Here is an 18,798-nt window from a genome sequence, read left to right on the forward strand (position 1 = left end):
CCTGTTTATGAAGGCCGCAGCGCGATCAGGATCACCGGCTCGCCCTTTAAAACTTTCGACGAGGCCGAAGCTGCCTGCGATGCGATGCTAAAACTCCTGATGAGCGAAAATTGACGCGATAGCCAGCAAATTTGGGAAAGGCAACGGACTAGCATTCAGCGTGACCGCCGTCCTCTTCGTGAAAGCGTTTCGCTTCCTCCTGCGCGACCAGCCTTGCGAGCATCCGCCGGTGTTTGTCCGTGATGCTCGGATTGGCAAGCTGCCGCTTGGCGATGATCAAATTCGCATAGTGGATGAACTCTTCCATCGACCCCATGAGCGCCTCCCTGTCCCTGCGCGACGCCATTCGCGCGCCCATAAAAGGCGACCGAACCGAAGCTTGCAATTGTCCCTAAGGGCAATTTGCCGGTCAGGCGCGCTGTCCTAGAAAGCGTTTCGGTTTGGCTCGGCGAAGAATAGGTCGTCCGCTTTCATGGCGAGCCTACAATACGGGGGGAGGGGTTTCGCGATGTCCATGGTTGGTACGGTCAAGTTCTTCGATGGAGAGCGTGGCTATGGCTTCATCAATCCCGATGACGGCGGCCGTGATGTGTTCGTTCATATCACCGCAGTCGAGCGGGCCGGACTGAAGGACTTGACTGAAGGACAGCGCATTACATTCGAGGTCGAACCGGACAAGAAGGGCAAAGGCCCCAAGGCGGTCAACCTCGTGATCTCATCCTGAAATGCTGCCCGCGCCGGACATTGGATCTGTTGCCTGCGGCCATCGGCATAGCCCTTGCGGCGCACGTGCGCCGCAGCTCCTGCGCATGTATTGACTTGGTTCCAAAAAGTCGCCGCCACGTGGCTGTGATGTCCCGCCCGTTCGCTATTCGGTCGCCTGTCCGCGTCGGGACGATAAAAAAGCCGCCACCGGGACGAAGCGGTGACGGCTTCTTTCTCGCTCGTGACCGCGAACAAGCCTTTACCGCCCCGCCCCAACGCGATTGACGCCGCCATTTGCATTGCCACCGGCGTTATGACGGACCGCAGCGCGCGCCACCGGACGAGGCCTCAGCACGACGCCTGCCCGGGCAACGCAACCCACCGGATATTCAACGTACTGGCAGTACACGACCGCCTGGGCTGGCGCTGGATTGAGAGTGACACCTGCAAGCCCCAACAGGGCGCTAGCAGCAATCCCGGCAACAGTCGCTGACTTGATCGAAAGACGCTTCTCCGGATGCATGTTGGACCTCCCTCTTCGCGCTTGCGTCACTGAAAGGTGACGGGAGCCGCCTCAGGTGCGGCTGAACATAGCGTGAGCGCTAAAGGACCGCTAACGTTGACGTAGATCAACGAGGGGTCTGTGCACTGTTGCCCCTCCCGGTGTCCGTCCTATGGCCCGGCGCTGGCGGCGCACTGTACGGCCTTCTGCCGGGCCTTGGCGGTGCCGTGGGCCGCCTGTCGCCGTTGCGGTGACGTGCTGCCGCGCTCGACGGGTGATGAGGCGACGCCGCGCTAAGGGTTCTCCTCGCTGTGTTCTTCGAGCAGCTTCCGCGTAGCCTTGATGCGGGCGGAGACGTTCTGAAGCGTTGCGTCCGAACTGATACCTTGCGAATGCAGGAGCATCCACAGCGCTTCGGCAAGGATGACTTGATTTTCTAGAATGGCGCGTTGGATTTTATCCATCATCAGCCATGCTCCGTTGGTTGCCCTCCGCGATCGATCGCCTGTCCGCGCCCGGTTGGTTCGCTTTAAGTCAGTCGCTCTGACGATAGCGATTAGGCCGAAACGGAATGTCGTCGATGTACGGTCGCACAACCCGCTTGGTCTTGAGCATGTCGCGCCAGGCATAGGCATAAATCGCGATCAAGACAGAAACGAAGGACGTCCACAACAGGATGATCCACTTCATTTGCGTTCTCCTCTCGATGTAGGCGAGCAGATAGGATCCATGGGATCGGAACCCAGTTTGGAGGTGCTTGCGTTAGATCAACGCTTGGGCTGATTGTGGCGTGGCCCACGCGACGTGACGCGCGCGCCAACGCCGTGTTCTCGGCACCCATGCGCCGCCGCGTCGAGATGACGTTGGCGGGGAGCATCGAGAGAAGGCGGACCCTCCCCAGGTCGTTAGGGTCCTTCCGATAAGGGGTATTGGTGCCGGGACCGCGTGACCGCGCCCCTTCAGCATATTTGCGTTTTTCGTTTTTCGATGTTTGTTTGCCGCATCTGCTTTTCAAAGGCTCGCGAGATGCGGCGCACTGATCTGTTCGAAGCCACGATGCAGGGATGGGCGCGCCTCAACCCGCAGCAGCGCCAGCGGTTTTTCCAAGCGGGCCTGAAGGCGGCGCTGCGGCTTGAGCGGCAGGAATTCCGCGCTTGGCTCATGCGGCGGCTGATCGAACCCCCGCTCGCCGCGCCGGTCGATCCGGCCAGCTTCGCAATTTCGAAGACCGACATTGCGCTGCTCATGAAGTCGGCGCGCCCCAAAAAACCCTTCCGCAACGCAATCTGGATAACACCCGGGTTAGATACGATCGAGACGTGGGGTTCTGCGGTCCCCCCACAAACTCACCCGCCTCAGAGGACCCCAACGGCGAACCGGTCCAAATTTGGACTTGAGCGCGCACCCATCCACTCGCACCGACTGTCACGCGCGCTTCGCGGTCCGCTTGATGTTGACGCTCAACGTCCAGTCTCGCGCCGTGTCGATGCAGGAGCAGTTCGCGCACAGCAGGAGAACGCCCTTGCCCTCACCGCGAACAACAGCGAGATGCGACTTGGTCGATGACTGAGCCTGCTTGCGCAGTCCGTTGCGGCCACGTCGCACAGGTCTGATGTGACGGAAGCACAATGCCCGTTCATCTTCGAAGCCGCACTGCTCGCACCGGCCACCCTTCATCGCGATGGCCTTGGCCTACACCTTGCGGCGATACTCACGACGTTTGCTGATCTTCATCACGCGAGCCGTCATGTGCTGGCGTCCGTCTATCCCAGCCTCGCAGTGTGGTCAGGCTCGACCATGGGTCACCGGCCACAGGCGCGGATAGTCCGGTTCCCATGCAACTTCGGCCTGACTTCCGGCGCCGCGCTTGCCGCATTATGGCGATGATGACCACGGTCTCGATGTCGCTTGTACCTCAGGACAATGTCCCCCGAGACAATTGTCGTGGCTCGGTCATTGAGCCATGATCGGAGGTACCAGCGCGGTACTAAACTCTAGCCCCGACGGCCCCAGTCATTCTCCTCCGACTGGGGCCGTAGTGCTTTTTGACAAACTAGCGGCGCAAGCATGCTATATCGGATACGCCACCATCGTTCTCAGCGTGGCTGTGGTGGTCGTGGTCCTATTCACCCTTTGGTGAGCATCAGACAAGAGGAAGCCTGATCCTAAACGACGCGCCGCCGTGATCCCGATTTTTCGCCGATAACTGGCCATTGTGCGCTTCCACGATGGTGCGCGCGATGGACAACCCCATACCCATGCCTTCCGCCTTGCTGGTGTAGAACGGCTCGAAGATCTCTTTCAGTTTGTCTTCGGGAATGCCATGGCCGCGATCAGACACGGATAGATCGGCAAACTTTTCGACGCGCGAAGTCCGGATGTTGATGATGCGGTCTTCGATTGGCGTATCCTTCATCGCGTCGATCCCGTTCACGACAAGGTTCAAGATCACCTGTTGAATTTGAATGCGGTCGCCGAGAACCGGAAGCGCATCCGGCGTGATCGCGCTGACTAATTGGAATTTCCGGCCAACCGCCAGCGCTGAAAAAAAACTGATCGTCTCACGCACGACTTCGTTGAGGTCAAATTGCTTCTGCTCAAACGGTGCCTTTTTCAGAATGCTGCGCATTCTCCGGATGACTTCGGTGGCGCGGTTGTCGTCCCTTAGAATGTCATCAAGGATTTCGTTTACTTCGTCGATGTCCGGATTTGGAGACTTCAAGATCGCCTGCGCCGTCTCGGTATTGGTGAGAATAGAGCCGAGCGGCTGGTTGATTTCGTGGGCAATTGACGCGGTCAATTCGCCAGCCGTTGAGAAGCGGTTGACATGCGCCAGTTCCGTCATGCGCTGCCGCGACTGCACTTCGGCAAGTTGACGCCGACGATGTTCGCGCAGCAGACCGGCGATCAGCGCGGTTTGCGATAGAATAATCGTGGCTGTGAGTGCGACTTGCCACCAATACCGTTCCCAGACGGTTGGTTCTCGGAAATAGACGGTGCTGCCGGGCGGCAGATTGCTCTCGGCAATTCCCCACCGCTGCATTTGCCGCCAGTCGAACATAGGCGCGGCCAGTTGAACAAACGTCGGCTTGATGTCGGCAACATTTTCGCCGTCAAGGATGCGGAGCGCGACTTCCGCCGCCTGCTTGCTTTGTCTGGCGACGATCTGCATTGGCCCACCAACGATGCCCTCTCCAAAAAAGGCTTCGTCGTGAAAAAAGATGGGTGCGTTGGCTGTCCGGTAAAACCGGGCGAACGCACTGTTACCCTCATGCGCCACTCCCGCCGCATCGACATTCAACCCAATCCAGAAAATCGCACTGTGTGGCGGAAGGTTGGCCGCATCCTTGAGCATCTCTTCAAAGGAAAGTTCATTGTACCATCGAAATCGCACACGATCCGCGAACCGCGCAGTGGACTTGGCGACCTCGTTGCGCCACCAGGTTTCGCTCGGCGAAGCACCGACAACGATGGCGATGGTCGTTGTTTGAGGCAGGACGTGCAGGATATTTTCAAAGAAAACAGGATCGTCGTTCGTGATCGCCACGACAGTATCGTACTTGGTCAATTTATCGAAGTCCACGCGGCGTCGCTCTACCAGAGTGTACAGCATGGGCGTCGTTGGAAAGAGGTCTTTGCGGTGGGCCTGCACGAAATTGGCCGCAGGCGCGCCGATGGCGATGATCAGATCGGGCGACTGGTCAATATTAAGAGTGCGAAGATACTCGACGAATGGAGCGTCTGATTTGTCGCTGCTTCGCCGGGCATTCAATAGCGAGTGATCTTGAAACTCAATGGATGCCCGTCGGCTTAACTCGGCGCGAAGGGCTTCGGAATAATCAGTCCACGGCCTAAAGCGAAGACCGAATGAATGCAGCATCATTACCCGCTTGGGTTCTGGATCAGCCGCCTGACTTTGGCCCTGCATCGCCAGCAATAATGCGACGGCCAGCACAGCGATGAGGGTCCGCGCGCAAAAAGATCGCCAAGATAGAGCAGCAGTCCAGAAAAGCATTCCCGTCCTACTCCGAAGTCCGCAGTCCGAATACCGTAGCGGCTCGACCAAACGATTAATAGGCAAAACCGGCGCTGTGAGCCGTGCTGCGGCTGCTAGGGATCACAAGGCTCCTGTCCTTTGGACCGCGTGCGGGCCGCGCGGGCCAGGCAAGCCGCTACAGATTGCGTGGATGACGAGACGGGCACAACGGAGGCGGCGACGCGGCCAAGGTCTCACGGCAAGAAGCGGACATTCGGGCTGGCCTTCAGCAGGTCCCCCTTGGGCAAATGAGCGACATCCCAGTTTTACCCCCGAACATGAAAGAGGCCGCCAACTGAGGCGGCTGTCAGGCACAGCGTAATGGCCAAAAGCGACCGCGCGGCGTGCAAAGAGTTCCAAGCCGTCGGAATCGAAACTGATGGTCCATTTGGACGTTGGCACACCGAGGAAAAAGTACGTCTGTGGCGGGAACCATGAAAATGGAGCAAACGCATGTCGCAGGGAAACTGTGTTTACGTCGTTGATGACGACGTCACGCTATTGCAAAGCTTGGGGCGACTGCTGCGGTCCCTCGGCTATACCAGTTTATTGTTTCCCTCGGCGGAAACTTTCACCAAGCACGACGATTTTGACAAAGCCGCCTGCATCCTGCTGGACATCAATATCGGCGAGGTTTCCGGCATCGAGGTCGCTCACCGTCTCAAGGCGGCAAACGTCTCGGTGCCTATCATCTTCATGACGGGAAACGACCAACCCGTCCTTCGCGAGGCAGCGCATCGATCCGGCTGCCTCGCGTTTCTCACCAAGCCATTCTCCGCTACGGCACTGGCGCAGTACCTACAGCGCGTTCGCCAGCGTCCGGCAGAGGACACATGATCGCGTGAGCCGTGGCCGGTGCGATGGTGAGTGCCAACATACGCCGGATGGCCGTTGATCGTCCGGGGGGTCCCTCCGTGCGTTACTTACTAGATTGAGGACGTTGGCCTATGATCTTTGGCCGCCTCATGCTTTCCCGTCTAAGCTCGCTTTCAAAATGATCAGCCCAACCTTACTCAGGCGCGTGCGGATGGTTGTGGATGCAGCCGTCGTGACGGCCGTCTGTGGCTCGTCCTCGATCAGTTCGTTCGCGAGGAGTTTCCAGAGCACGCGCGGCGAGACGCCATTGCGCTCGCTCTTCCAAGCGCTGCCGTTCGGCCCATAAGTGCGAACACTTTCTGGTCATTGGTCGCGATCATCGCGCGACGAACCGCAGGCGTGAGCTTGAATCTCTTGTGCTCTGACTGCCCCATCAGGCAAGCAAGAAAGGAGATGCCAGTTAGTTTGTGTTGATTCAAATCAAACGACCGCTTGGGGTCAAGATCGGACGACCCGGCCTTGCGGCGGATGTCTGCTTTGCCCCGGTGAGCGACGTAATGGCATGACTGTCTAGGTGATGACACGCTGGCGCGGACTGTCGCGCCCCCGGCCGGATTTCCTCCACCAGTGCCGCCGGTCGTCAACGATCAGCATCTTTGCAATTCTCGATTTTTGAGTTTCATTTGCTGAATTCTCGTTTTTGAAAGGCCGCGAGATGCCGCGTGATCTGTTCGAGGCAACGATGCGGGGCTGGGCGCGGCTCAACCCATCCCAGCGCGAACGGTTTTTCCAAGCGGGCTTGCGGGCGGCGCTGCGCCTTGAGCGGCAGCAATTCCGCGAAATGGCTCATGCGGCGGCTCATCGAGCCCCGCTCGCCGCGCCGGTCGATCCGAACAGCTTCGCAATTTCGAAGTACGACATTGCGGTTCTCATGAGGTCAGCGCGCGAAACACCGGGCAAATCGTCTCCGAAACGCAACTCGGAAAACCAAAAATGCTAATGTCTTCAAATGCTGCCGTCGCGCGGTCCCCCCACATACACACGCCCCTCAGAGGACCCCAGTGCTGAATTGCGCGAATGCGGGACCCAAACGCAACGGAGGCCAGCCGCTGGGGTACACAGCCTGTAACTCCGGTCTGGGCAAGGTTGCCGGCAGCATCGCCGGGTCATTGTCATCACGTCAGGCGACGGGACGGCAGTCAGCGAGGCATCGGGTTGGCACAAACTGCATAGTCGCGTTCGGACTGACAGATCAGCCATGCCCCAAATGAGCGTTAAACGATACTTACACACTTTGAATTGCCCGGTACCCTCTTTGCAACGAAAGGGGACCGGTGCAGGGGCTTGTGCATATTGTTGACGACGATCCGTCCTTTCTGACGGCGATGGAGCGTCATTTGAAGCACGCCGGTTATGAGGTCGCGGTCTATGCGTCAGCACAGGCGTTGCTGGACCGACTGCCGAGCGACAGTGTTCCGAGCTGCATCCTCCTCGACGTACGGATACCTGGCATCGACGGTCCAGCACTGCAAAAGCGATTAAACGAACTCGGTTCGACGCTGCCGATCATATTCGTCAGCGGTCATGTCGATATTCCGCTCACGGTGCGCGCCCTAAAGGAGGGCGCGGAGGATTTCCTGACAAAGCCGGTAACGTCCGACGGCCTTCTTACTGCAATTGAACGGGCGTTCGCACGCCACCGAGGCTTCCGCGAGCAACAGTCCAGGCTGGATGTTGTTCGCGCCCTCATCGCCAAACTAACGCCGAGGGAGCGGCAAGTATTTGAACTCATCGTTGCCGGTAAGACCAATAAGCAGATCGGCAGCATCTTGGGTACGACCGAACGCACCATCAAGGCCCACCGCCAGCAGGTCATGGAGAAAATGCAGGTTCGGACCTTGGCTGAACTTGTGGCGGTTGCTGAACGAGTCGGTGTCATTGGCGATAAGCCTAATAGCGGACCTATGGCCTAGGCCAATTCTCAACCATTTTTCAAGTTATTGGCCTATGGGACACTTGTGTCAGACTCCCGAATGCCTATTGGTTCTCGTCATCACTGGGTCGCCAGCGGCTACCATCGGTGACTGAGAGAGCCGGTGCGCTCCCGCTTGTCATCGGAGCGCAATCCAATGGGTAGAAGCGACCCTGTTTTGGTGGTCGATGACGATCCCGGAATGCTGCGAGCCCTCAATCGGCTGCTATGCCAGCATGGCTTCAAACCAATCCTCTTCTCGTCTGCCGAAGAGCTGGAGCAGCACGCCGACATCGCCAACGCACTCTGCATCATCTTGGACATCAACCTCAACGGGGGGTCGGGGATCGACCTCCGGCATCAACTCAAAGCCAACGGCGTTGCGGTCCCCGTCATTTTCATCACCGGCAATGAGATTCCTTCCGTTCGCGAGGCCGCACTGCGGTCCGGATGCGTCGCATTTCTAACTAAGCCGTTCTCAGCGCACGAGCTGATCGAGCCGCTCAAACAGGCTGCGGCAGGCCACTAACCCATTCACTGAGCGCGCCTGGGCTTGCTCCCGTTCCCTTGATCTAGGTCAACGAGACTGAACTTTCGTCCTGAATTGTACAAAGGTGCAGCGCTGCGGTCAGCGCCAGGCCTTAGGAACATCGATGAAGACGCCCGTAAGCGAGCTGCGCCGTTTGCGCGGAGAACGCATTGACTGGCTGCTCTCGGTGCTCACGGGAGTGCTGGCATTACTGATTTTTGTCTTCGCCCCGCTACAAGCAATGGGCATTACCGCCTTTCACCTGTTTGCGGATGGCCTGTTGCTAGCGATCATCGTCAGCATGGTGATCATCTCCAACAATCCGACTGCTCTCGTTCTGATGTCGCTCGCGCTCGTTTTCAACGTCGCCGTATTCTTCCTGCGCATTTACTACCCAGTACCGTACCACCTTCACATTTTGGCCGGCGCATGGCTGGTCATCGCCTGCACGTTAGGTGTTGTCGTGCTTCAGGCCGTATTCAGGCGAGGTCTCGTTACATATCACCGAATTATCGGAGCGATCCTTCTGTACCTTTTAATTGCGGTGGCCTTTGCAACGCTGTTCCTGTTTGTAGGGCTGGCGGCTCCCGACGCAATCAAGGGAATAGCTTTCGAGGACGATCATTCGGTCGCCGCATCGCTTTTTTACATGAGCTTTGTCACACTTACATCAACCGGGTATGGAGACATCGTTCCGGTACATCCCTTGGCACGAAGTCTCTGCAACATCGAGAGCGTGATCGGTCAGCTTTATCCGGCGACCCTTCTGGCGAGGCTCGTTACCCTCGAGCTCAGCAGCACCGGCTCGGCGCGTAAGCCCACCCCTACCGCCTGAGCCGCAGGAGCTGCACCGACACGTGTGCGCTGCACTCGCGTCCTGTGAGGTTCCCCGCGTCGCTAGGCAAACACTCGGTTGATCTATGTCAACGCCGGCGCTCCTTTGGCGGACACGCTGCGTGCAGCCGCACCGGAGATGGCGTCCGTGCATCTGTTGCGCAGGCACGAAAAAGGAAGACCCGCACCATGCATTCCAAGAAGCGTCTTTCGATCAAGTCAGCGACTGTTAGCGGGATTGCTGCTAGCGCCCTCCTGGGCCTTGCCGGTCTCACGCTCAATCCAGCGCCCGCCAGTGCAGTGGTCTACTGTCAATACACTGAGTACCCAGCTGGTTGTGTTGCCCGGGCGGGCGTCGTACTCAGGCCTCGCCCGGTGGCGCGCGCTGCGGTCCGTCACAACGCTGGTGGCAATATGAATGGTGGAGTCAATCGCGTGGGGGCGAGGCGGTAAAGGTCTTGCCTGTGGACGCTTGGTCACCCAGGCCGGCGCTCTTGTTCCCATAGTCCCGACTCTGCACCAAACGACACGCGTATCGGCAGCCAGATCAGTGTTTGAGGCTATCCGCCAAGCTGGTTGCCGGCCCATTTGCGGAAATCGCGTGACTCAGAACGCACCTCGCGCCCCTTTGGCTTAGGTGCGGACATCAAGTTGCAGCAGAATTGCGGTCGAACAATTCAGCGGTTGCGCAGCAGCGTCGCCTTGTTGGCGGGTCGCGTCGCTGCATCAATGCGTTACCACGATAAAATCCGTATCTTTTCCCGTCTCGTGGCTAATTCCGTAGTCGGAAACAATCAACGAAGAGGCCGGCGTCAGGAGTTCAGAGATCTTCTCAACCGTATCCTGTGGCATTTCGATGCGGTTGAGCGCAGCGTTGGCTTTGTCGGGTAACGGTCCCGACACGGGTTGCTTCGCGGGCGCTTCTCGCCCTTTTGTGGCAGCCTCGGATCTACGGGGCAATTCCTCTGGAATCGACACGACGCTCCAGCGCATAGCCGTTCCCTCCTTCTGGAATTCCATTGCGGTAAACACGTGCGTTCCCAGCGGCTCCTCCGGATTTTCGATCTTGACCGGGACATCAAACAAGGGCGTGAAGCCCTGACGCACGAACAGCTTGCTCAACTTACGACTGACGAAGATGGAGATCGGGACAATCTTTTTAGGCGCGCTTGCGGCGGGAGCCGAGCCCGGCACCTGGAGATTGGCGGCTTCTGGAGTCTCGGCGTTTGACACCAGTGTTCCCTGCGTTGCCGCGGCTGCACCGATGCTCTTGGTTGCGACGGTGGCACTCTGGAGTTCGGACGAACCGGACGCGGCTTTCGGTTGAAATAGATGCGGATTGGTTATCTCGACCGGCTGGACATCACCATGCGCAATGATCACGCGCGTGCCGCGCTTCGTGAGGTGCCAGAGTCGAACGGCGAAATCGTTGTTCAAACGGATGCAGCCGTGTGACGCTGGATGCCCAGGCACGACACCGGCGTGCAACGCTATCCCTGACCAGGTGATGCGTTGCATGTAGGGCATGGGGGCGGCGCTATAAATATTTGAACGGTGCCATCGTTGTTTGCTGATGACGCTGAACACACCGAGGGGCGTCGGATGCCCCTCCATTCCCGTGGACACCGAAGAGCGTGCAATCAGCACCCCGTTGTCAAAAAGCGAGACCCGTTGGTCTGCTATCGAGATGATGATCTGGAGCGGGCCCTTCGGAAGGGGCTCCGGCCGAGCGCTCTTTGGCGTTTCAGAGTTTCTCTGCCGGTGGTGGTGCTTGTGCTTGTACGGAGCGTATTGGCTTCGCCAGAACGTGTGTTGGGGTCCAAACAGAAATTGAGCGTGTGCGATCCCCGGAGGGAGCATGGAAATGGCGAATACAGCAGTTGCTATCGTGCGCCGCATTGCTGGTAATTTCTTAACGAGCATCGCCCGGTCCCAATAGGCGCAATTCCTCTTTTCGAGACGATGCGCGAAGCCGACGCCTGATGCGTCATCCTGACAGCGCATCAAGCCTCTCCTCCAAATCTGGTCGCAGTGGGTCGAAAATGGGACCGTACTCACGATTACAGTGCGAGTTGCCGTTGAGGCGGGCACAATGGCTTGCGGTCGACGCGTTGCAATCGGGCAACATGCTTTGGAAATATCGACGAGCGGCCGTTTCCGCCATTGCGCAACGCACATTGATCCCAAGAATGAGGCTCTTCGCATGCTTGGCTTTTCTACACGGCTCCGGCGGAGCCTATGGAGGCGACAGCATCATGAACCCGCGGCGATTTACGATAGTGGCGCCGACCTTTTGCGGAACGGTCGTTCTCGCGGGGTGGATCACTGGCTGGTTGGCTGGCTTCGGTTCGGCCGGCACCGAGAACACCCGCGCAGTGCCAATCGAGGACCGCGCAGCATCTTTCGCCGCCAACGCCAGGCTCGCGGATGAACCGCAGGCAATCGCAATGGACAACGCCGTTGTCGCTAACACCGTTGTCGCTAACACCGTTGTCGCGAACGCCGAAGTGGCGACGGCCGATGAATCCGCGGCAGGGATGACCACCGACACGACGGCGGCATCAGATAAGCCGGACTCGATCGTCGTGGCCGCGTTGCCCGATCCGTCGCAGATGCCGTCGGCCGATTTACCGCCTGTGCAGGAATCGGTGGACTTGGGTCACCGTTATGTCGCCCAACCGGCGCCGACAATGTGCGATGCACCCGGCGGTGCCTCCAGCAAGGGGCCGCAGGATTTCCGGTATCTCATTTGTTATGTCTGGTCCGAACTGCCGCCTGCCGAGAAGCCGGCGGCGATCGTCTTGCGTTCGTTCAAGGACATCCCGGTCGGAACGCCGGTGGAAGAGATCAAGCGCGCGTCCGACGCTTTCGGTCTGGATTTCACTTTCATGAAGGCGGTGGCCAAGGTCGAGTCCGGTTTCGACCCCAAGCAACGCACCGGGTCGTATATCGGGCTGTTCCAGCTGAGCAAATACGAGTTCAGAAAGTTCGGCTCCGGAGACATTCTTAATCCCCGCGATAATGCCGTTGCGGCAGCCTACAAGGTCATCACCGAAGGCATTCTGTTCGAGTGGGTGACGCACAGGAAGTCGGACTTGAACGATCTTTACTTGATCCATCAGCAGGGCTGGGAAGGCGCCGCGGAGCACCTCAGTCAACCCAATCGCATCGCCTGGAAATCGATGTGCGCCACCAGCGAAGGTAGGGAGAAGGGCGAAAAATGGTGCAGGCGCGCGATCTGGGGCAATACGCTTCCAGCCGTCAAAGAGGCGTGGAAATCGGTAGAGAAGCTGACGTCGGAGGCGTTCGTCGGAATGTGGCGCGAGCGGGTTGCTCATTTCCAATCGAAATACATGGGCACCGCGACCGCCGCCGCCGAACGAGCGCACCAGTAAATTTCCGTTGAGTGGTTGGCAGGAGTTGCCGCACCCGCGGGCCGAGCGGGGCCTCACCGCCGCGGCGGCATGTGGTGCCGCTCATCGCTCAATGGTCGCGCTGACGCACTTTACGTCGTCAACGACGCTCGGATCGTTCCTACTGAGCGCGAACGAGGTGATCGATCCGGTGCCGATGTCTGCTTGTGGCTCCTTTTCAGACCTGCCGACTGCTTCTGAGGATGTCTGCTGTTAGCGGGGATGGGCGGAAGAACTTTGTTGATGTATCCGACCCGCAACGCGTCGGCAGTCGGCATCCCGAACGCCGCACAGATCCGAGGCTTGCCCGGTGCGAAATCGCGGGCGTTCGAGAAATGATCGAAGCTGCTTCGTCTAAATGATCCGGCCAAGGGAGCGGGCAACCCAAAGGGGAGGAAATATGCCGGAAAGCATGCTTGTTTTCGCCAAAGCCCCTACGAAGAATGCTCCTAAGTAACACGCTGGTGCAGGCTCGCTTGCGCCGTCCTCGCTCTGATAAGGCTGGGGTGAGATGATGCTAATGGGATCTATTTCGCGCCGTCGGGTGCGTTCGGGTTTCGACCTGCGCCAACGGCGCTCTCCACTTCGGCCGCGAGCACTTGAAGATGGTCAGCCAAGCGAGCGAAAAGCTCGCGCTTCTTGGGGTCCGTAGCAAGGTCCCGGATCAAAGCGCATTCCGCCGCATCCACTCGCAGCTTCTCTAATTGCGTTGTCATGTCCTTCATGGACCGGTCCTCGAATAGCCGGCCTACCAGTTGCAGTGGCGCGAGGAACATTGTAGCCAATTTCGTGAGAAGGCTATTGGTACTTGGGGCGCTATCGAACAGGATGCACTGCAAAAATCCAGGACGCGCCTTTAGAGGGGCAGTTGTGCCTGATCTTCGGACCAATCGATGATCTCGAAGAACATGCCTCGTCGCAGCATTTCGGTTTCTAGATTTGCCGCGTGCGCCTTCCAATCTGATGTTTCACGAACCTTGAAGCGAGGCTGTTCACCGGCAGCCTTCTGAGCGTCGTCCGACGCGAGAGCCCCCCGAATGCTCTCGTACATCATCGTGAGACTGTCGTTCGTGAAAGCTCGATAGTCCATCAGTGCAACCAACAAAACGGCCGTCGCCGGGTTGAGGTCAGCGACGGCTCTGTGTGAGTTCGTGATGATGATTATGCGCTAGTCGGGCCGATGATGGAGATTTGCGGTTATCGGGCCGTTTACTGAGACGCTGGGGTCTAGTCCGCCTGCCGCCGTCGCCGCCAATTAAGGCTTGTCTGGATGCACGTCAAGCCGGCACCCATTCGACTCCGACACCGTAATTTCTACGACCCGCCGCCTTCCACCTGTTCCCCATAGAGCCAAGTATGGACGCGCGACGATGGAATAAGTTGTTTGGGAGAATGCGGATTGATCGTGCCGGCAAATAGCGCCAAACCACCTAGCCTCGTTATAGCGAACGCCTTTGCTTCATGTTCTGTTGCAAACGTCTTTGTCCCGCGAGGGCTGCGGCTTTTTGGCAGGATGCCACGCTTCTGAGCTTCAAAGGTAACGTACCAAGTCGGCGTCATTTTACCCCCGGCTAGATCCCGAGTTCAAGCTTCGAGCCTTGTCGCACGCACATGCGCCGGACCATTCGCCGCCCATCGGCGGCCTAGTTGCAAACCACGTTGTCGCTCCTGCTCCGCGTCCCCGTCCTCGATCATCCAACGTTTAAGCGGCCCCGGCGAGGACTTGCGCCCGCCCCGGGGCCGAGCGCGCTGCCGCCGATCTTGGGGGCCTAGGGCTCTGTGAGAGATCTAAAAAGCGCGTTGTTAGACAATCACAGGCGGAGTGTTTGGCTATTGCACTTTGTGTCAATAGGAAGAGTTAATGCCTGATTTCACGGACGAAGACGCAGCCGAGTTTTGCTGGGTCCAATGAGCGCGTTACTCCTGTCAAACCGCTGGAACCGCTTATGGTTCGTCTAAGGCAGGTGAGGAGACGGCCCGTTCGGGCGATAGCCCATACGCTCGGCAATGGCGACAAGTTCCGCCAATGACTGGACCTGCATTTTTTCCATCACCTGATGGCGATGTGCCTTAATCGTACGCTCGGTACAGCCTATAGCGTACGCGATTTGCTTGTTGATCTTGCCCTGAACCACAAGCTCGAACACTTGCCGCTCACGCGGCGTTAGTGCCGTGACACGAGCGCGAGCCGCATCCAGCTCCTCCTTTTTGGCGCGCGTGACTTCGTAACGAGCGAACGCGCACTCAATTGCGCGAAGTAGGTCGTCGGAAGATGCGGGCTTGATCAGAAAATCTTCTGCGCCCGCCTTGATGGCCTGTACGGTGGTCTGGATGTCGGGAAAGCCCGTAAAGAATATAATCGGCAACGTCGAACCGAGTTCGTATAATTGCGCCTGGAGCTCAGGACCGCTCACTCCCGGTAGTCGCACATCGAGGAGAATGCAGCCGGGTCTACAGTCGTCCGGTAGTCGATCCAACGACTGCTCAGCCGACGCATAGGTCGCCACTTCGTACCCGGCGAGTTTGAGGCGACGTTCGACTGCTATTCGGAAGGCACTGTCGTCATCCACAACATGCACAAACCCCAACACGTGACTCCCCAAGACTTACGTCAGCCGTGACCTAGAAGAGCGCAGTGACGAGCAGCAGCTCTCGCCCAAGCTCCGCCGCGATGAACCAGCGACCGATCTCATTCCGAGCAGGATATCCCACTACATGGGGAGGTAGGTCTGACGGTTTCTAACAGGAGAGCTGCGATTCTAGCACCGTGATTGTACGGGTCATGTCGGGCGGCGCATGAAGGCACGCTTTGCCCGCATGAAGGGAGAGGAAAAATTCTCGAATGCGCTATGTTTTAGAACGCTGCTTTCGATGGGCGAATTTGGAAACGAGTGCAGCTAGACTTGTGCCACGATCTAGAGAGTAACCTCGTGACCGCCAACGATGGGGGTACAAGGCGCTCGGTTCCGCATCGAGCGTACGTGCTGAGCCTAGGCTCGTGACAGACGCGCAGCTCGCCTTCGCGAAAGCCGCCAACGAAATGATCGGATACGTCCGATGGCGGAAAGCGCGCGCCTCTTTGCCAAAGTTGGCTTGCATGAACTCCAACGTCTGAGTTCGCATGTCGGGCCAGTGTAGACACTAAGCGAGCTCATCTTCGCGCGGGTTGCCGGTCCGATGCGGAGAAGTTTGCCGACGGGCAGCGACCGCCGGTCCACCACCGCTTGAACGACTTAAGTCAAGCGGCTGTCCGGTCCTCTGAAAGGATCGTGGTGCACTTCATTTGAGAACGAGACGATCAATAGTTCGAGCTTCGATTGCTCTTCACTCAAGCGCCTTTCGACAAACTGGCGCTCGACCTCTGTCACGCTAGTCTGCAATAAGTGGCGATAGCGTTGAATATTGTTGCGGTGTGCACGCGCCAACTGGTCGTCAATCATCATCGCCTTCCTTGACGCTACTGTCTCATTTCCTTTTTGCTTCATGGGTGAGGTGCCCCGAGGCAACATTCCTAGTCGTCGCTGGAGCAGAATATTTTTCCTCCCAACGCCGAAATTCCCCTTGGCCGGGGCTTTAAATCCTGGCCCTCCAATTCTTGCGCACTTAGATGACAGAAACAAGAAACGTTCGAAGGAACGTTCCCCGAACTTTTTTGCGATCTGTGAACCATTTCACAATCGCATCTGGTGCCGGTTCAATGTCGGCTGTCGTCGGTCAACCGGTGTCGAGCCGCACTTGTCTTGACCGCTGCTTCTGACCCTAGATATTTTAAGATGCAGCAAGCGCTTGGGATGGTTAACCCGCAAAAAAGCCCCGGCGAACCGGGGCTTTGGCCTGCGCGACTGGTGTGATCAGTATCTCGCCGCGATCGGGGCACCGTATCCACCGAAGCGATAGTTCAGCCGAAGCGTGACCATATCCACATCTTGGCTGACGCCGCTCCCGGTCAGGGTGAACCCTCCGGGAGTAACCACGCCTGCGAAGCCGGAATTATCACGCCCCATCCAGAGGTGGTCGTATTCGATACCGAGCGACCAGTTGGGCGTGAAGCCGTATTCCCAGCCGACGCCCAGGGCGCCGCCCCAGCGCGTGTGGCCTGCCGAGGCCAAGCCGACACCGGTGATGTTGTTGAAGATATCGAAGCGATTGCGCGTCACGGCGGCGCCGCCCTTCACGTAGAATAGGGAGGCGTTCCACGCCCAACCGAGTTGCGCCGTCAACAACCCGATGCCGTCGATCTTGCCTGTGGTCGAGATCAATGGATCGATTAGACTGACGCGCGTGTTCTTGATGTTGGCCCAATCTCCCTGCGCTTCGAGGCCGAGCACAAACTGGTTGGTTTGCCAGCGGTACCCGATCTGTCCGCCCGCGAGGCCCCCGGAGCGATCGGCGCAACCACCTGCGACTGTTCCTGCGGGCGTCACGAAATCCACACAACCGTGGCTTTGCCCCCAACCGCCGTTAGCACCGATGTAGAAACCGGTCCAATCATAGATCGGCGCGACCACCGGGGGCGGGGCCTTGACGTAAGGTTTAGCAGCCAGATCAGCCGCTGACGCGGGTGCCGCCATGCTCACTGCCAGCAAGCCCACACCACTCAACAAGATCTTCTTCATTCTTTTCGCTCCATCCACGTTTCACCCGAACGAGCCGGCTGCGGGGTTCCGTCTTGGATTTGCGCACAGCGCGGGTCCGTTTCGGAGACGCCCCCTCGCGCTGGCGTGGGTAAAGGCTCGTGCCGTTGCCAGCGTCCATCGTCGGCGAGCGCATGCCTCAAGGTTGATTTAGATCAATAATCACACTCCGGAATATGGACCAGTTGCAAAAGGGCGGGAGACCGGGAGTTTGAGATATGGGTGAACGTTCGGAATCGATGGTCAGCCGTCGAGGCGCTCTTGCTCTTTGTGGATACGCAGCCGTGTTCGGGCTCGTGGCCTCGTCAGATGCTGGCGCTCAGACCTCAACCGCACCGACCACGCCCGCAGCGCCTTCCACTGAGACACCGCAGTCGGGTACGGAGCGGCGTCAGGAACGACGCACGGGGCGCACCGAACGGCGTCAGGATCGACGGACAGGGCGAACAGAACGGCGTCAGGCGCGACGGACGGGGCGCACGGAGCGGCGCGAAGAGCGGCATGACGGTGCTGCCGAAGAGAAAAAGTAGCCGCGCGTCCACCAGCACGTCCCAAGAAACCAATTAGGAGCAAGAACATGAAAAATTCAACGGTGCTCGGCGCGGCCCTCGGTGCAGCGATGTTGTGCTTGGCGCCCGTGTCGTTTCACTGGTCACCAGAAGGGACTGTCGTTATCTCCGTCGAGAAAGCTGACGCTCGTGTCGGTCGTCCGCTCACACCTGGCAGCGTTGCGGGGGTTAATAGGCGAGTGCATAGACGCGCGTATCGGCGCGGGTACTATGGAGCTGCTGTAGGTGCGGCTGCCGTCGGAGCAGCGGCCACGGGAGCGTACTATCACCGCCGGCAATGCGGTTACTATCCATACCCCCCGTGCTATTGAGAGCGACGTCGCCTCCAGCGTTGACCTACGTCAACATCACCTAGTCTCCTTACCGCTCACAAACGCTTGGCCGCCCGGTGCATCTCCATCGGTTCGCGGCGAAAGGGAGGATCACCATGCATCGGACAAAGAGTCTCTCGATCAAGTCGGCGACAGTTGCCGGGATTGCCGCCAGCTTCCTGTTGGGGTTGGCGGGTCTCACGCTCAATCCAACGCCAGCCAAGGCGGTCGTGTATTGCCAGTACGTTGAATATCCGGTCGGGTGCGTTGCGAGGGCTGGCGTCGTGCTCAGGCCTCGTCCCGTGGCGCGCGCTGCGGTCCGTCATAACGTCGGCGGCAACGCAAATGGCGGCGTCAATCGCGTGGGAGTGCGGCGGTAAGGCACTGTTGGTCAGTGCCGCATTGTCGAAAAATGCAACCGCCTCAATTGCGGCAAGGGACTCAGCTATTGATTCGCTCGGTAATCCAGCGTTCGTC

The 18,798-nt window shown here is 58.6% G+C and carries 21 protein-coding genes; 9 read left to right on the forward strand and 12 right to left on the reverse strand.

Features of this window, described 5'->3' with window-relative positions; translation table 11 throughout:
• Positions 1-148 precede the first annotated feature (148 nt).
• The gene (locus AB7G19_RS12315; RefSeq protein WP_167768364.1) at positions 149-316 is read right to left on the reverse strand and encodes a hypothetical protein; all 168 of its coding nucleotides are present in this window, start codon (positions 314-316) and stop codon (positions 149-151) included.
• A 192-nt stretch (positions 317-508) separates the two neighbouring features.
• On the opposite strand from AB7G19_RS12315, the gene AB7G19_RS12320 reads away from it, so the two are divergent.
• Positions 509-724, forward strand: coding sequence for a cold-shock protein (locus AB7G19_RS12320; RefSeq protein WP_063981915.1), 216 nt, complete (start codon positions 509-511; stop codon positions 722-724).
• 240 nt (positions 725-964) lie between these two features.
• Here the strand turns inward: AB7G19_RS12320 and AB7G19_RS12325 are convergent, their stop codons facing one another.
• The 3 genes from AB7G19_RS12325 to AB7G19_RS12335 form a co-directional block, all read right to left on the reverse strand.
• On the reverse strand, positions 965-1,228 hold the full coding sequence (locus AB7G19_RS12325; protein WP_080586857.1) for a hypothetical protein: 264 nt from the start codon (positions 1,226-1,228) through the stop codon (positions 965-967).
• Positions 1,229-1,500: 272 nt separating this feature from the next.
• Positions 1,501-1,674, reverse strand: a complete 174-nt coding sequence (locus AB7G19_RS12330) for a hypothetical protein (protein WP_167768324.1) — start codon at positions 1,672-1,674, stop codon at positions 1,501-1,503.
• Positions 1,675-1,741: 67 nt separating this feature from the next.
• On the reverse strand, positions 1,742-1,897 hold the full coding sequence (locus AB7G19_RS12335; RefSeq protein ID WP_167768323.1) for a hypothetical protein: 156 nt from the start codon (positions 1,895-1,897) through the stop codon (positions 1,742-1,744).
• A 255-nt stretch (positions 1,898-2,152) separates the two neighbouring features.
• On the opposite strand from AB7G19_RS12335, the gene AB7G19_RS12340 reads away from it, so the two are divergent.
• Complete coding sequence (locus AB7G19_RS12340) at positions 2,153-2,773, forward strand: hypothetical protein (RefSeq protein WP_135217044.1); 621 nt, start codon at positions 2,153-2,155, stop codon at positions 2,771-2,773.
• A 577-nt stretch (positions 2,774-3,350) separates the two neighbouring features.
• Here AB7G19_RS12340 and AB7G19_RS12345 read toward each other — a convergent pair.
• On the reverse strand, positions 3,351-5,222 hold the full coding sequence (locus AB7G19_RS12345) for a sensor histidine kinase (protein ID WP_135217043.1): 1,872 nt from the start codon (positions 5,220-5,222) through the stop codon (positions 3,351-3,353).
• Between the two features lie 474 nt (positions 5,223-5,696).
• Here AB7G19_RS12345 and AB7G19_RS12350 point away from each other — a divergent pair, with 474 nt between their 5' ends.
• Positions 5,697-6,080 carry a response regulator transcription factor gene (locus AB7G19_RS12350; RefSeq protein ID WP_063981918.1) on the forward strand — a complete coding sequence of 128 codons (384 nt, stop codon included), beginning with the start codon at positions 5,697-5,699 and terminating at the stop codon, positions 6,078-6,080.
• A 658-nt stretch (positions 6,081-6,738) separates the two neighbouring features.
• Here the strand turns inward: AB7G19_RS12350 and AB7G19_RS12355 are convergent.
• On the reverse strand, positions 6,739-6,921 hold the full coding sequence (locus AB7G19_RS12355) for a hypothetical protein (protein WP_441267837.1): 183 nt from the start codon (positions 6,919-6,921) through the stop codon (positions 6,739-6,741).
• A gap of 472 nt (positions 6,922-7,393) precedes the next feature.
• Between AB7G19_RS12355 and AB7G19_RS12360 the strand changes: the two genes are divergently transcribed.
• From AB7G19_RS12360 to AB7G19_RS12375, 4 genes are all read left to right on the forward strand, one after another.
• On the forward strand, positions 7,394-8,032 hold the full coding sequence (locus AB7G19_RS12360) for a response regulator transcription factor (RefSeq protein ID WP_063981920.1): 639 nt from the start codon (positions 7,394-7,396) through the stop codon (positions 8,030-8,032).
• A gap of 156 nt (positions 8,033-8,188) precedes the next feature.
• Positions 8,189-8,560 (forward strand): response regulator transcription factor, encoded by a 372-nt coding sequence (locus AB7G19_RS12365; RefSeq protein WP_354096561.1) that lies wholly within the window; start codon positions 8,189-8,191, stop codon positions 8,558-8,560.
• Positions 8,561-8,684: 124 nt separating this feature from the next.
• Complete coding sequence (locus AB7G19_RS12370) at positions 8,685-9,395, forward strand: potassium channel family protein (RefSeq protein ID WP_135217039.1); 711 nt, start codon at positions 8,685-8,687, stop codon at positions 9,393-9,395.
• A 188-nt stretch (positions 9,396-9,583) separates the two neighbouring features.
• Entirely contained in the window at positions 9,584-9,847 is a 264-nt protein-coding gene (locus AB7G19_RS12375) for a hypothetical protein (protein WP_084795033.1), read from the forward strand.
• 273 nt (positions 9,848-10,120) lie between these two features.
• On the opposite strand, the gene AB7G19_RS12380 is transcribed toward AB7G19_RS12375, so the two are convergent.
• The gene (locus tag AB7G19_RS12380) at positions 10,121-11,398 is read right to left on the reverse strand and encodes a L,D-transpeptidase (RefSeq protein WP_244623479.1); all 1,278 of its coding nucleotides are present in this window, start codon (positions 11,396-11,398) and stop codon (positions 10,121-10,123) included.
• 251 nt (positions 11,399-11,649) lie between these two features.
• Between AB7G19_RS12380 and AB7G19_RS12385 the strand changes: the two genes are divergently transcribed.
• Positions 11,650-12,789, forward strand: a complete 1,140-nt coding sequence (locus tag AB7G19_RS12385) for a transglycosylase SLT domain-containing protein (RefSeq protein ID WP_283017259.1) — start codon at positions 11,650-11,652, stop codon at positions 12,787-12,789.
• Between the two features lie 545 nt (positions 12,790-13,334).
• Here AB7G19_RS12385 and AB7G19_RS12390 read toward each other — a convergent pair.
• From AB7G19_RS12390 to AB7G19_RS12410, 5 genes are all read right to left on the reverse strand, one after another.
• Positions 13,335-13,532 carry a hypothetical protein gene (locus AB7G19_RS12390; RefSeq protein ID WP_063986200.1) on the reverse strand — a complete coding sequence of 66 codons (198 nt, stop codon included), beginning with the start codon at positions 13,530-13,532 and terminating at the stop codon, positions 13,335-13,337.
• A 131-nt stretch (positions 13,533-13,663) separates the two neighbouring features.
• On the reverse strand, positions 13,664-13,897 hold the full coding sequence (locus AB7G19_RS12395; RefSeq protein WP_063981921.1) for a hypothetical protein: 234 nt from the start codon (positions 13,895-13,897) through the stop codon (positions 13,664-13,666).
• A gap of 865 nt (positions 13,898-14,762) precedes the next feature.
• On the reverse strand, positions 14,763-15,398 hold the full coding sequence (locus AB7G19_RS12400; RefSeq protein WP_063981922.1) for a response regulator transcription factor: 636 nt from the start codon (positions 15,396-15,398) through the stop codon (positions 14,763-14,765).
• Between the two features lie 642 nt (positions 15,399-16,040).
• On the reverse strand, positions 16,041-16,247 hold the full coding sequence (locus tag AB7G19_RS12405) for a hypothetical protein (RefSeq protein WP_167768322.1): 207 nt from the start codon (positions 16,245-16,247) through the stop codon (positions 16,041-16,043).
• Between the two features lie 411 nt (positions 16,248-16,658).
• Positions 16,659-17,423, reverse strand: coding sequence for an outer membrane protein (locus AB7G19_RS12410; protein ID WP_063981924.1), 765 nt, complete (start codon positions 17,421-17,423; stop codon positions 16,659-16,661).
• 1,014 nt (positions 17,424-18,437) lie between these two features.
• Here AB7G19_RS12410 and AB7G19_RS12415 point away from each other — a divergent pair.
• A complete protein-coding gene (locus AB7G19_RS12415) occupies positions 18,438-18,701 on the forward strand; it encodes a hypothetical protein (protein WP_084795037.1) in 264 nt (87 codons plus the stop codon).
• Positions 18,702-18,798 lie beyond the last annotated feature (97 nt).

It is taken from the genome of Bradyrhizobium sp. 215_C5_N1_1 (genome assembly GCF_052075935.1).
Lineage (GTDB): Bacteria > Pseudomonadota > Alphaproteobacteria > Rhizobiales > Xanthobacteraceae > Bradyrhizobium > Bradyrhizobium barranii.